Origin of the sequence: Kitasatospora sp. NPDC004669 (genome assembly GCF_040609455.1) — a bacterium.
Lineage (GTDB): Bacteria > Actinomycetota > Actinomycetes > Streptomycetales > Streptomycetaceae > Kitasatospora.
On sequence record NZ_JBEXKB010000013.1, the window covers coordinates 15888 to 28995 of the forward strand.

Sequence of the window (13108 nt, forward strand, 5' to 3'; positions counted from 1 at the left end):
TCTTGGGAGCGTCACAGTTCCTTGGACGTCGCGCCCACGCTACCGGTTCGCCTCACCGGGTGACCACGTGGGCGGGACGATCCCACACGCTCCCTACACAGACGATTTCAAGGTCCGCCCGCCATTGCTATGCCGCCTCCGCGTCCGCCCGGGCGTGGAACTCGCGCACCACCCGCTGCTCCCGGTAGGGCTCCAGCCTGCGCCGGAACTCGTCCAGGTACTCCACGCCCCGGTTGGAGCGCAGCCCGCTCAGCAGGCGCACCGCCTGGGTGCCCGTCTCGCAGGCGCGCTCCAGGTCACGCTGCTGGAGCTGGGCGGTGGCGAGCAGTACGAGGTCCACCGCGCGGCGGCGGACCCGGGTCGGCGGGTGCAGGTCGAGCGCCCGGCGGGCGTAGTGCTCGGCCGGGCCGGCCTGCTCCAGGTCCCGGTGGCAGTGGGCGAGCTCGTCGGCGAGGTAGGCGTCGTCGAAGTGGGCGATCCAGTCCGGATCGTCCTCCGGGCGGCGCTTCTCCATCATCTCCAGCGCCTTGGCCGACACCGCCTCGCAGGAGCGGGCGTCGCCGAGCAGGGCGTGGCCGCGGGCCTCGGCGGCGTAGAACATCGCCATCGCCGTCGGGGTGGCCACCGTCCGGGCGCCCTCCTGGGCGGCGCGGGCGAGCTGGGCGATCTCCCGCGGGTTGCCGAGGGTGGCCGCCAGGTGGCTCATCGAGGCGGCCAGCACGTAGCCGCCGTAGCCCCGGTCGTCGGCGGCCTGGGCCAGCCGCAGGGCCTGGATGTAGTAGCGCTGGGCCAGCCCGGGCTGCCCGGTGTCCACCGCCATGTAGCCGGCCAGCTCGGTCAACCGGGCCACCGCGGCGAAGAGTTGGCGCCCGGTCTCCTCCCGGTAGGCACCGCCGAGCAGGCCGGAGACCACCGAGTTGAGGTAGTGCACCACCACCGGGCGGACGTGCCCGCTGCCGAAGCGGTGGTCCAGGTCGACCAGCATCGCGGTGGTGGCCCTGATCGCGGCCACGTCGGTCGGGCCGACCCGGGGGCCGCCGGTGCGCGCCACCACCGGGTCGGGCGGGGTGATCAGCCAGTCCCGGCTGGGCTCCACCAGGGCGGAGGCGGCGACCGTCGCCCCGGTCAGGAAGTCCCGCCGGCCGACGTCACTGCGCCACAGCTCGCACACCTGCTCCAGGGCCGCGTTCAGGGTCGGCGCGAACTGCAGCCCGATGCCGGAGCTGAGGTTCTTGCCGTCGGCCATGCCGATCTCCTCGACCGACACGCTGCGGCCGAGCTTGCGGCCCAGGGCCTCGGCGATCACGGCCGGCGCCTGCCCGCGCGGCTGCTGACCGCGCAGCCAGCGGGCCACGGAGGTCTTGTCGTAGCGCAGGTCCAGACCGTGCTCCGCGCCGCACAGGTTGACCCTGCGGGCCAGACCGGCGTTGGAGCAGCTGGCCTCCTGGATCAGTTGCTGCAGACGCTCGTTGGGCTGTCGTGCGACGAGTGGTCTCGCGGCCATTGGGCTTCGCCTCCCCACACCCTCCGGTCCCGGCCGGCGGGCGACGATTCTGCTGATCTGTTGCCGACTGTCCGACCGTCCAAGGAATCTGACACCAGGTTAGCGATCAGCAACGCCAGCGGGATACCCACGGTGACGAACCGCACCCCCCACGCGCCCTGGGAAATGCTTCCGTGCGCCCCCGCTGCGCCTGCCTCCGCCCGCCCCAACTCGGTTGAGTCACCGGTTCGGGTGACATTGCCCGGATACGGCCGACCGGGCGTCGCCGGGCCGTAACCAGCCTCACGCACGGTAGTTGAGCAGCGCGTGGAAGACACCCCCGACGCCCCCGGCCAGGACAAGAACGCCGACCTGCCCCCACTGCTGATCGAAGCCGTCAACTACGCCGAGAACCGCCACTGGGAGGTGGCCCCGGGCGCCTGGCTGATCGACGGCGACGGGCCCGCCCACTGCTCCTGCGGCGACCTGCACTGCGCGCTGCCGGGCGCCCACCCGCTGGACGCGGACTGGGCCCGCAAGGCGAGCGCCGGGCCGGGCGCGGTGCGGCGCTGGTGGACCGAACGGCCCGAGGCCTCGATCCTGTTGCCCACCGGCCGGTCCTTCGACGTCCTGGACGTCCCGGAGACCGCCGGGTGCCTGGCGCTGGCCCGGATGGAGCGGATGGACCTCCAGCTCGGCCCGGTCGCGGTGCTGCCCGCCTCGCCCGGCCGGGTGGGGCGGCGACTGCACTTCCTGGTGCTGCCCGGGGTCGCGGCGAAGCTGCCGGGGATGCTCCGCAAGCTGGGCTGGCCGCAAGGGCGGCTGGACCTGGTCGCCCGCGGCGAGGGGGACTGGACGGTCGCCCCGCCGTCCCGGATCGGCTCCACCGGCTACGCCCAGTGGGCCCGCTCCCCCTCCGCGCTCAACCGCTGGCTGCCGGACGCCGCCGAGTTGATCAGCCCGCTCGCCTACGCGTGCGGCCGCGAGGCGCCCTCGCACCACGCCCAGGCCGCCCAGCCGGCCGGGGTCTGACCACAGGATCATGCCGCCCTGCGCCCGATCGGGTGAGGGCGTGCACCGCGCGACACCACGCGCGCAAGTGACGGGCCTTGTCTCCCACCGGAGGCGGGGCCCGTCATACGCATGTGCGGATAAGGCCCTGGTCTACCCGCTGGTCAATCGGAAAAGCCCCTCGTACGAGTGACAGCGCTCAAGGATTGCCATGATCGGCCGAGGGGAGGAATTGCTGTGTGAGGGGACGCCGGAAGGGTCGCTCGGACGGGGAAGCCGGGCGAGGCGGTGGAGGGGAACCGGGAGGGATGGGAGGGAGCGGAGGGGACGGAGGGGAACCGGGGAGGACGGGAAGGGCCCGCTGCACGGGGAGCAGCGGGCCCCGATCGTTTTCAGGCCTGGGCGACGAAGACGTGCTGGGCGATGTCCTTGCCCAGCTCCGCCGCGTTGTCCCCGGTGCCGACCAGCACACCGGCCACACCGATGCTCACCTTGACCGTGGAGCCCGGCCGGACGCCGGCCCGGCGCAGGGTGCTCATCAACTCGCTGTCGGTCTGGATCGGCTCGCCGATCCGGCGGACCACCACGTCGGCCCCGGCCTCGCCCGGCTTGACGGAGTCCAGCGGGACGAGCGCGGCGTCGAAGCCCTCGCCCTCGGCCTTGGTGTCGCCCAGCTCGTCCAGGCCCGGGATCGGGTTGCCGTACGGGGACTGGGTCGGGTGGCCGAGCATGGCGAGCACCTTGCGCTCGACCGTCTCGCTCATCACGTGCTCCCAGCGGCAGGCCTCCTCGTGCACCTGCTCCCACTCCAGGCCGATCACGTCGACGAGCAGGCACTCGGCGATGCGGTGCTTGCGCATGACGCGCACCGCGAGCCGGCGACCCTCCTCGGTGAGTTCGAGGTGGCGGTCCCCCGCGACCCGGAGCAGCCCGTCGCGCTCCATCCGGCCGACCGTCTGGCTGACCGTGGGGCCGCTCTGCTCCAGGCGCTCGGCGATCCGGGCCCGCATCGGGACGATGCCCTCTTCCTCCAGTTCCAGGATGGTGCGAAGGTACATCTCAGTGGTGTCGATCAGCCCAGACATCGCCGCTGGCTCCGTTCTTCGGTGTCCTCACCGCCAATTCTGACGTACCGCACCGACAAGCGGGCCCGCCCGGGGGGTTCCGGTACCGGTTTTCGTTCCTGTTGACAGCGGTGCTGCCGGGGCGCGACCGTGCTCGCCGTAGCTTTCTCCACTGGCGGTCTGGACCACCCCGGCCGCCCCACCCGGCCGGCGCCCCCACCGGCAGAGAGCGAAGGCAACCGATGAACGACCTGGTCGGCAGGTACTTCGACGCCGCGATCGACCACCTGCGGCGGGTCCGCGAGGAGGAGGCCGACACCATCGAGGCCGCCGCCGCCCTGCTGGCCGAGGCGATCTCCGAGGGTCGCCGGGTGTTCGCCTTCGGCGCCGGGCACTCCTCACTGCCGGCCCAGGACGTGGTCTACCGGGCCGGCGGGCTGGTCCCGATGAACCTGCTGAACGTGCCCGGGACGGCCGGGGTGACGATGATGCCCGCGCCGCTGGCCAGCGCCCTGGAGCGGGTCTCCGGGCTGGCCACCGCCACCCTGGACCTCACCCCGGCGACCGCCGGGGACCTGCTGTTCCTGATCTCGCTGTCCGGACGCCAGGTGATGCCGGTCGAGCTGGCCCGGCACGCCCGGGACCGCGGGCTGAAGGTGATCGGGGTGACCTCGCTGGCCTACCCGGGCGAGGTGCCCTCGGCGCACCCCTCCGGCACCTATCTGAAGGACCACTGCGACGTGGTGCTGGACAGCAAGGTCGCGGTCGGCGACGGCGAGCTGACCCACCCGGGCGCCGAGACCTCCTTCGGCCCGGTCTCCACCATCGTGACCAGCGCGCTGATGCAGGCCGTGGTCGCCTCCGCGGTCGGCCGGCTGGCCGACCGGGCCGCCGCCGGGGACGCCCCCGCCCCGCCGCTGTTCCGCTCCGGCAACGTCCCGGGCGGCACCGAGTGGAACGCCGAGCGGATGGCCGAGAACGCCGAGCGCATCCTCTACACCTACTGAGCCCCGCCCGCCGACACACGCTGGGTACCGACCCGAACACGGGGCGTACCGGACAAACCACCGGGGCTTCCCGGCCATTGCGGGCGGCCCCGGGGCCTGTGAGGCGTACCGGGAAGCCGCCCGGGGCAGGAGAGCGGTGCGACCGGAGCGACGGGTGGGGGCCGAGCATGGCGTCTGGTGCGGGACGGACCGGGTGGGTGCGTGAGCGCGAGCTGCTGCCCGAGTTCTTCTGGGCCGCCGACGCGGCCTCGCTGCGCGGCCAGCGCCGCGCGGTGCTGCTCTCCGCCTGGGAGCTGCTCCTGCTGCTGATCGCCGCGGCGACCGGCTCGGCCGACGGCGAGCCCTGGGCCTGGCCGGCGGCCGGGGCGTACCTCGGCGCGATGGCGCTGGCCGTGGTGATCAGCCGGCAGAACCCCCAGGGCCTCTGGTACGAGGGCCGGGCCGCCGCCGAGTCGGTGAAGACGCTGGCCTGGAAGTTCGCCGTCCGGGCCGACGCCTACCAGCCGCCGCCGCGCAGCCTGCCGGACGCCGAGGGCCTGTACCGCTTCCAGCTCGCCCGGGTGCTGGGCGCCTTCCGGGACAGCCCGGTGGCCGTGCCGGCCTCGGGGGTGGAGCTCGCCGGGATCACGGAGGCCATGCGCGACCTGCGCGACCAGCCGCTGGCGGTGCGCCGCGAGGTGTACCTGAACGAGCGGATCCGGGTGCAGCACGACTGGTACCGCGGCAAGTCCCGCTACTGCGCCCGGGCCGGGTACTGGACCGGCGTGCTGGGCGTGCTGCTGCCGGCGCTGGGCCTGGTGCTGGCGGTGCTGCGGGCGCTCGGCGCGTTCACCTACGACGCGCTGGGCACGGTCTCGGCGGTGGCCGCCTCGGTCACCGCCTGGGCGCAACTGCGCCAGTACCGCCCCCTGGCCGCCGCGTACGGGCTGGCGGCCGACGAGCTGGAACTGATCCGGAGCCAACTCGCCCGGCTGGACCTGGAGTCGGTGGACGCAGAGGAGATCTGGGCCCGGCTCGCCCGGGACGCCGAGGACGCGGTGTCCCGTGAGCACACCACCTGGCAGGCCCGCCGGGAGGTGCGCACCACCACCGACCGCGAGCACTGAGGAGGACCGCGTGGCGTTACGGATGGTCAAAACGGTGGACGGCCGCGCCCTCGCCGTCGAGTCCCTCGGCGACCCGCGCGGCCGTCCGGTGTTCCTGCTGCACGGCATGCCCGGCAGCCGGGTCGGGCCGCATCCGCGCAGCACCGTGCTGTACCGGCTGGGGGTGCGGCTGATCTCCTACGACCGGCCCGGCTACGGCGACTCCACCCGGCTGTTCGGCCGCCGGGTGGCCCACGCGGCGGCCGATGTCCGCACCATCGCCGACGAGTTGGGGCTGGACGGCTTCGCGGTGCTGGGCCGCTCCGGCGGCGGCCCGCACGCGCTGGCCTGCGCGGCGCTGCTGCCGGAGCGGGTCAGCCGGGTCGCGGTGCTGGTGGGCCTGGCGCCGCGCGACGCGACCGGCCTGGACTGGTACGCCGGGATGACCCCGTCCAACGTCCGCGCCTACCGGGAGGCGGACCGCGGGCACAGCCGGATCGCCGACGCGATGGAGTTCCGCTCCCGGCAGATCAAGGACGACCCGGTCCGGCTGCTGAACGGGTTGCGCACCGAACTCTCCCCCGCCGACCGGGAGGTGGTGGCGGACAGCGGGCTGCGGCAGATGCTGCAGAGCAACTACCGGGAGGCGTTCCGGCACGGCGCGGACGGCTGGATCGACGACATGCTGGCCTTCACCGCCGAGTGGGGGTTCGAGGTCGACTCGATCCGGGTGCCGACCTGGCTCTGGCACGGCGCCGACGACCAGTTCTCGCCGGTCGACCACTCCCGCTGGCTGGCCGACCACATCCCGGGCTCCGAACTGTTCCTGGAGCCCGGGGCGGCGCACTTCGGGGCGTTCCGGGTGATGACCACCGCCCTGGCGTGGGCAGCGGGCTAGGACCTAGGACTTCACCGGGGTCAAGGGTTCGCCCCCGCCCAGTACGGCCACGATGTTGTCCACCGCGAGGCCGCCCATCGCCTGCCGGGTGCGGACGGTGGCGCTGCCCAGGTGCGGGACCAGCACCGCGCGTTCCTGGGCGAGCAGCGCGGCCGGGACGTCGGGTTCGTGCTCGAAGTTGTCCACGGCGGCGGCGAACAACGCCCCGGACTCCAGGGCGGCGGCCAGCGCCTCCTCGTCCACCACGCCGGCGGTCATGCTGACCACCACCGCCCCGCGCGGCAGCATCGCCAGCCGGCGGGCGTCCAGCAGGTGCCGGGTCTCCTCGGTGCACGGGCAGGTGACGACCAGCACGGTGGAGGTGGCGAGCAGTTCCTCCAGCGGCTTCCACTCGGCGCCCTCGGCCTGCCCGGGCGGCAGTTCGCGGCGGTTGTGGTAGCTCACCGGCATGTCGAAGGCGCGGGCCCGGCGGGCCACCGCCTGCCCGATCCGGCCCATGCCGAGGATGCCGAGCGGGGTGCCGGCCAGCTCCAGGCCGAGCAGGAAGTTCGGCGCCCAGGTCCAGGGCGTGCCCGAGCGCAGCAGGCGTTCGCCCTCGCCGAGCCGGCGGGTGGCGGCCAGCAGCAGCGCCCAGGTCGTCTCGGCGGTGGCGGTGGTGAGCACCCCTGGGGTGTTGGAGACCACCACGCCGCGTTCGGCGCAGGCGGCCAGGTCGATGTTGTGGAAGCCCACCGCGTGGTTGGCGACGATCTCCAGCTGCGGGCCCGCCGCGTCCAGGAACTCGGCGTCCACCCGGTTGTTCAGGGTGGTGAGCACGGCCCGCCGGCCGCGGACGGCGTCGAGCAGCTCGGCGCGGTCCATCTCCTCGTCGGTGTCGCGGCAGGTCACGGCGTGGTGCGCGGTGAGCCGTTCGATGACGCCGGGCGCGAGGCGCCGGGTGACCAGGACCGGGGGCGGGGTCGCGCTCATGGCTTCCATGGCTCCGGAGCGTACCCCGCCCCTCCCGGTCACACCGGCTGCGGCTCCAGGTCGCGGTTGATCCGCTTCCAGCCGCGCGCGGAGACCGTGTTGGGGTGCTCCTCGCCGACCTGGCGGATCAGCTCGGCGATCGCCCGCGCGCGCAGCTCCGCGGCATGGGTGTGCCGGCCGGCCGCCCGCAGGGTGATCGCGAGGTTGGCCTCGCAGGCCACCGCGTCCGGGTGCTGGGGCGAGTAGCGCTCGCACAGGCCCTGGTAGGCGGCCCGGCCGAGCCGCTCGGCGAGCTCTATCTGCCCGTCGTCGCCGTAGGCGTTGGCCAGGTTGATCACCGCGTTGAGGGTGTACGGGTGCTCCGCCCCGACCGAGCGGGTCAGCCCCTCGACGGTGAGCCGGCCGCGCTCGATGGCGCCCTGGACGTCGCCGCTGCCGCGCAGGTAGATGCCGAGGTTGTTGGCGCAGGCCAGGGTGAACGGGTGCTCGTCGCCGAACAGCCGCCGGTGGCCCTCGAAGACGGTGGCGCAGAGGTCCCGGGCGGCCTCCTTGTCGCCCGAGGCGCTGTGGTCGGCGGCCAGGTTGAGCGCGCAGGCCAGCGCGTCGGGGGCGTCGGCGCCGTACCGCTCCAGGTAGCGCTCGTAGGTCTCCTTGGTGATCCGGCGGGCCTCGGCGAGCTGGCCGATCCGGCGCAGCGAGACCGCCAGCGACTTGGCGTTGCGCAGGTTCTCCGGTAGGTCCGGGTCCAGCACGTCGCCGAGGTCGGAGGTGACCTCCTGGAGCAGGTCCACCGAGCCGCGGTAGTCGCCGAGTTCGCGCAGGTCACGGGCCAGGTTGGACTTGGTGGACAGGGTGTAGGGGTGCCTGGGCCCGAGCACGGCGGTGCGCCGGTCGAGGGTCTCCTGATCGAGTTCGCGGGCGGCCTCGCTGTTGCCGACCAGCCGGTAGTCGATCGCCAGGTTGTTCGCCATGGAGAGCGTGCGCGGGTTGTCGTCGCCGAACAACTCCCGGAACTGCTCCAGGATTTCCTGGTCGAGGTCCAGCGCGGCCTGGAACCGGCCGAGCGCCCGGCGGTCGGCGCCCAGCGAGCCGGCCGTCATCAGGGTGTACGGGTGGTGCTCGCCGAGCAGCGCCCGCTGGCGCTCCAGGGTGGACTCGTCCAGGGCCAGCGCCTCGGCGTAATTGCCCTGGGAGCGGAGCACGTTGGCGAGCTGGAAGCGCAGCAGCAGGGTCTGCCGGTCGTCCTCGCCGAGCTTGCTGGTCCACTCCGCGTCCAGGGCGTGGCCCAGGTCGCGGGCGCGGTCCAGCTCGCCGCGCTTCCACAGGTAGCGGACCCGGTCGATCAGCAGCTGTCGGGTGTCCGCCTCGTCGCAGTTGTGCGCCTTGGACGGCGACAGGTGCGGCCAGATCTCGTCGAAGGCGGGCCAGTTGGCCGGGTCGTCGGTGTCGCCGAGGACGGGCCGGGCGCCGGTGAGGATGCGGTGCACCTCGTGGACGGCGATCTCCTGCTCGTCGTCGGTCATCCCGGCCCGGATCACCGCCTGGACGAGCCGGTGGACCTGGAAGCTGTTGCTGCCGGCGTCGACCTTGGCCAGCGCGTACCGGCCGATCGCCTGGATCACCTTGCCCAGCATGAACTTGTCGCTGAGGTCGGCGTCGAACTTCACCAGCGCCCGGATCATCTGGTCGCTGTAGAAGAGGTTCATCGAGATCGGCTCGGGCGCGAAGAAGGCGCACAGCTGCAGCAGCCGCACCGCCGCCGGGGACTGCTGGCGCAGCCGTCCGATCGAGACGTTCCAGGTCGCGGCGACCGGGGTCGGGTAGTCGGCGGGGCGGCCGACGGCGAGCGCCCGGGCGGCCTCGGCGTGCAGCTGGGTGACGTAGGTGTCCACCGGGGTGCCGGTGGTGTCCAGCCAGGCGGCGGCCACCTCGACGGCCAGCGGCAGGTCGCCGACCGCCTCGGCGACCCGGTCGGCGTCCGGGCGGGAGAGGCTGCGGGCGCGCCGGCACAGGTGCTCGACGCTCTCGCCGCGGGTGAAGACGTCGACCTCCAGCGCCTCGGCGTGCCCGGTCCAGGCCTGGTTGCGGGAGGTGACCAGGATGTGGCCGGAGCCGCCGGGGAAGAAGCGGCGGATCTCGGCCGGCTCGTCGGCGTTGTCGAAGATCAGCAGCCAGCGCGAGGTGGGCACGCCGCGGCGCAGCGCCTCCCGGGCGGCCTCGGCGGCCTCGGTCACCGAGTCGCCGACCCGCAGGCCCAGTCGGCGGGCGAGTTCGGCCAGCGCCGGGGCGACCAGCTCGGTCTGCTCGGCGTCGATCCACCAGACCAGGTCGTAGTCGGACATGAAGCGGTGGGCGTACTCCAGCGCCACCTGGGTCTTTCCGACGCCGCCGAGGCCGTACAGGGTCTGCGGGGTGGGCAGCACGGCCGCCATGCCGCCGCGCAGCTGGTTGCGCAGCTGCTCCAGGACGGCGGCGCGGCCGGTGAAGGAGGGGTTGCGCGGCGGGACGTCCCACACCGAGGGCTTGCTGCCGGGGAAGCGCGGGCCGCCGCTGGGGGCGTCGCCGAGCGCGGCGTCACCGCGGCCGAGCGCGCGCAGCAGGCTCTGGATCGACTGGTTCTCGTCGCGGCCGACCAGGTCGACCGGGTTGCGGTTGCTGAACGGCGCGGTGAGCCGGACGTCGCCGACCCGGACGGGCAGCAGCTGGCGGCGGGTGCCGGAGGGGTCGGAGCTGACCACCGACTCCCACAGCGCCCGCGCCTGCGGAGAGCGCTGGTAGGCGGGCGAGAGCACGGCGACCGTGCGGTAGGCGGAGTCGATGCCGCGTTCGGTCTCCTCGCGCGGGTCGGTGCCGGCGCTGAGGTCGCGCGGCAGCACCCGGAAGCCGGCCCGGGTCAGGATCGACTCGATCCAGTCCGCCCACATCCGGTCCTCGGGCACGTAGGACAGGTACAGGTCGGCGGGGACGGACGGGCGGCGGCGGGTGAAGGCGTCCACGTAGCGCAGCCGCACCTCCTCGTCCATCACCGGCAGGCCGGTGACCCGGCTCTCGGTGATCACGGAGGTGAGCCGCTCGCAGGCCGCCAGCATCGAGGTGGGGGTGCCGGTCTGGTCGCCGAAGGTGGCGAGGATCTCCTCGTAGGCGTAGAACGGCCGGTACGGGATCTCCACCGAGCCCCAGTACTGGGCGAGTTCGTCGCCGCCCAGGCCGGACGGCAGTCCGTCGAAGCGGACCCGGGCGAGGGCGCGGCCGGCGTCGGCCTTCTCCTTCTCGCCCTCGTCGATGCGCATCGGGACGGGCAGGATGCGGATGCCGCGCTCGCGGTAGCGGTCGTGGATGTGCTGGGCGATCCGGGAGGCGCCGTCGATGGACTGGTCACTGAGGGTGAAGCAGACCACCAGGTCGTCGGGCATCTGCACGGTGCAGATCTCGGCGATGTCGGACAGGCCGGTGCGGGAGTCGATCAGCACGTAGTCGTAGCGCTTGGCCATGTCGGCCTTGAGCGCGTCGAAGAACTGCCCGCCGTCGAAGCGGTCGTAGAAGATGTCCCAGTCGAGGTGGGTGACGGCCTCGGAGTAGTCCCGGTTGAACTGGCCCGCGGAGAGGAAGTCCAGGCTGCCGCCGTCCGGGAAGTGCGGCCAGGTGAGCGAGAGCGCGTGCGGGTGCACCCGGGCGAAGTCCAGGTGCCAGCCCTCGGCGTGCTCGACCGGGCGCAGCGCCTCCTCGCGGTACTCGGCGATGAGGTCCATCATCCCGGTCGTACCGGCCAGGGAGGCCGGGTCGAGGAAGGGGTGGAAGAACTTGGCGAGGCCGGGCGCCTCCAGGTCCCAGTCCACGGTGAGGACGCGGAAGCCGTTGGCGGCCAGGATCCAGGCGGTGTTGGCGAGGGCCATGGTTCGGCCGGTGCCGCCCTTGTAGGAGTAGAAGGTGATGATCCGGCCGTTGCGGTCCTGCGCCGCGCCCCGCCGCTCGGCCTCGCGCTGGGCGGCGAGCTCGGCGGCGCCGATGCGGAAGTTCCTGGTGGTGTTCTCACTCATCGGTACGGTCCTCCCAAGGGCGCCATCCCGTCATCGGGGTCATCGCCGTCGTCACGGTGCGTTGTGTTCGTCACGGTGCGTTGCGGTCATCAGGGTGCATTGCGGGCGTCACGGGTCGTCGTGGTCGGGGTCGTGGGGGTCCGGGCCGAAGGGGTCCACCTGGTGGCCCCCTTCCTCGGCGTGACCCGGGCCGTACCCGCCCGGGCGGCGGAAGGCCTCCCGCAGGCTCGGCCGGGGGACCGACGGCTCCTCCGGTTCGGCCCTGGTGCGGCCCTCGAAGGCGTACTTGGCCTTCATCGCCGCCCGGGGCAGCGCGTCGTCGAAGTCCTCCAGGGTGTTCAGCCCGGTCGGGCCGGTCACCCCGAGGAAGCTGGGGCGGCCCGCGCGCCGGGTCTTGCGCAGCGTCTGGTCGCTCAACCCGCTGAACTCGCCGTCGCGTTCGAGGCACTCCCGGTCGTCGGTGTTCCACGGCTCCAGCACGCCCACCCAGGTGGCGTCGGAGCTGTCGAAGCGGCGGACCAGCTCACGGCGGCGCGGGTCGCGCAGCGCCCACCGGTCCAGCAACAGCAGCCCGGGGGCCTCGGCGTTCCCCTCGATGATGGACTCGACCTCGTCGTCGAATTCGTGGACGGTCGGCTGGAACCCCAACTGCCGTGCCAGGCGCACCGCGTGCTGCGCGATCGGCGACCCGGCCGGACGGTAGGGGTGCCAGTCGCTGCGCTTGGCGCCGTAGAAGTCGGGGTTGCGGTCCGACGGCAACTCGCCCTGGTGGTAGGTGAGTACGGAGATCCGCAGCTGCTTGGTCGGGGCGGTCACGTTGAAGGCGCTGGGGAGCCCGTTGAACTCCAGCCGCCGCCCGACCGGGATCACCGTCTCCTCCGCCACCTGCACGATCCGCGCCGCCAGCCGGTGCACGGCCAGCTCGTAGGCGGAGCGGAAATAGGTCAGCTTCATCAGCGCGTACAGGCCCTCGGTGGCGTAGTCGGGCCCGAAACTCGCGTGGTTGAACTGCAGTTCACTGGCTACCTGGGGCAGCCGGTAGCGGCTCATCGGCGCCCACAGCACCGGGACGATGCCGCTGGTGCGCTCCGCGTCGATGGTCGCCGGATAGACCGGACGGCGGGTGAAGGCGTGCCACTCCTGACCGCACGGCACGCTGTTGAAGTACCGGGGCGAGTACAGCGGTACGAACACCCGGCAGGTCGCCAACTCCTCCGACAGCCGGTCGGCCCACAACTCGCCCTGGTGCATGGACTCGTCCATGAACCCGACCGGCACCCCGGCCGGGACGGTGGTGAGTTGCAGCACCGCCTCGCAGAGGTCCCGGTACAGCTGGCGCACCCAGTGGTTCGGGTCGCCGGCACCCCGCGCACCGGACTTCGGAGTGTGCGCGTAGGAGAGGAAGAAGTACGGCCGGGCGTCGTCCTCGTCCCAGCCCCGGTCAGTCACACGTGCCTCCCCCGGGCCCGTCGGCAACCTGGTTCCCGCAGCCCCCGGGCGGCGGGGCTTCAGTGTAGGAACGACTGACACCCCAATGGAATAGCACAACGCCTC

General features: G+C 73.1%; 9 protein-coding genes. 4 read left to right on the forward strand and 5 right to left on the reverse strand.

Annotated elements, in window-relative coordinates; genetic code table 11:
- Nucleotides 1–127: 127 nt before the first annotated feature.
- Nucleotides 128–1504 (reverse strand): transcriptional regulator, encoded by a 1377-nt coding sequence (locus ABZW30_RS13630; protein ID WP_355671267.1) that lies wholly within the window; start codon nucleotides 1502–1504, stop codon nucleotides 128–130.
- Between the two features lie 306 nt (nucleotides 1505–1810).
- Between ABZW30_RS13630 and ABZW30_RS13635 the strand changes: the two genes are divergently transcribed.
- Nucleotides 1811–2515: a bifunctional DNA primase/polymerase gene (locus tag ABZW30_RS13635; RefSeq protein ID WP_355671268.1), complete on the forward strand. Its 705-nt coding sequence runs from the start codon at nucleotides 1811–1813 to the stop codon at nucleotides 2513–2515.
- 371 nt (nucleotides 2516–2886) lie between these two features.
- Here ABZW30_RS13635 and ABZW30_RS13640 read toward each other — a convergent pair whose 3' ends face one another.
- The gene (locus ABZW30_RS13640; RefSeq protein ID WP_355671269.1) at nucleotides 2887–3579 is read right to left on the reverse strand and encodes a metal-dependent transcriptional regulator; all 693 of its coding nucleotides are present in this window, start codon (nucleotides 3577–3579) and stop codon (nucleotides 2887–2889) included.
- Between the two features lie 221 nt (nucleotides 3580–3800).
- Between ABZW30_RS13640 and ABZW30_RS13645 the strand changes: the two genes are divergently transcribed.
- The 3 genes from ABZW30_RS13645 (at nucleotide 3801) to ABZW30_RS13655 (ending at nucleotide 6548) form a co-directional block, all read left to right on the forward strand.
- Nucleotides 3801–4565, forward strand: coding sequence for an SIS domain-containing protein (locus ABZW30_RS13645; RefSeq protein WP_355671270.1), 765 nt, complete (start codon nucleotides 3801–3803; stop codon nucleotides 4563–4565).
- Between the two features lie 197 nt (nucleotides 4566–4762).
- Nucleotides 4763–5671, forward strand: coding sequence for a DUF4231 domain-containing protein (locus ABZW30_RS13650; protein ID WP_355671271.1), 909 nt, complete (start codon nucleotides 4763–4765; stop codon nucleotides 5669–5671).
- A 22-nt stretch (nucleotides 5672–5693) separates the two neighbouring features.
- Nucleotides 5694–6548 (forward strand): alpha/beta hydrolase, encoded by an 855-nt coding sequence (locus ABZW30_RS13655; RefSeq protein ID WP_355671398.1) that lies wholly within the window; start codon nucleotides 5694–5696, stop codon nucleotides 6546–6548.
- A gap of 3 nt (nucleotides 6549–6551) precedes the next feature.
- Here ABZW30_RS13655 and ABZW30_RS13660 read toward each other — a convergent pair whose 3' ends face one another.
- The 3 genes from ABZW30_RS13660 to ABZW30_RS13670 form a co-directional block, all read right to left on the reverse strand.
- Nucleotides 6552–7526, reverse strand: coding sequence for a D-glycerate dehydrogenase (locus ABZW30_RS13660; protein ID WP_355671272.1), 975 nt, complete (start codon nucleotides 7524–7526; stop codon nucleotides 6552–6554).
- A 29-nt stretch (nucleotides 7527–7555) separates the two neighbouring features.
- Nucleotides 7556–11410, reverse strand: a complete 3855-nt coding sequence (fxsT, locus tag ABZW30_RS13665; RefSeq protein ID WP_355671399.1) for an FxSxx-COOH system tetratricopeptide repeat protein — start codon at nucleotides 11408–11410, stop codon at nucleotides 7556–7558.
- A 252-nt stretch (nucleotides 11411–11662) separates the two neighbouring features.
- The gene (locus tag ABZW30_RS13670) at nucleotides 11663–13003 is read right to left on the reverse strand and encodes a TIR-like protein FxsC (protein ID WP_355671273.1); all 1341 of its coding nucleotides are present in this window, start codon (nucleotides 13001–13003) and stop codon (nucleotides 11663–11665) included.
- Nucleotides 13004–13108 lie beyond the last annotated feature (105 nt).

Excerpts from the sequence above, each read along its gene's own strand:
- ABZW30_RS13630 (WP_355671267.1), bottom strand. The coding sequence starts at position 1,504 with ATGGCCGCGAGACCACTCGTCGCACGACAGCCCAACGAGCGTCTGCAG.
- ABZW30_RS13640 (WP_355671269.1), bottom strand. The coding sequence starts at position 3,579 with ATGTCTGGGCTGATCGACACCACTGAGATGTACCTTCGCACCATCCTG.
- ABZW30_RS13645 (WP_355671270.1), top strand. The coding sequence starts at position 3,801 with ATGAACGACCTGGTCGGCAGGTACTTCGACGCCGCGATCGACCACCTG.
- ABZW30_RS13655 (WP_355671398.1), top strand. The coding sequence starts at position 5,694 with ATGGTCAAAACGGTGGACGGCCGCGCCCTCGCCGTCGAGTCCCTCGGC.
- ABZW30_RS13660 (WP_355671272.1), bottom strand. The coding sequence starts at position 7,526 with ATGGAAGCCATGAGCGCGACCCCGCCCCCGGTCCTGGTCACCCGGCGC.
- fxsT (WP_355671399.1), bottom strand. The coding sequence starts at position 11,410 with ATGGCCCTCGCCAACACCGCCTGGATCCTGGCCGCCAACGGCTTCCGC.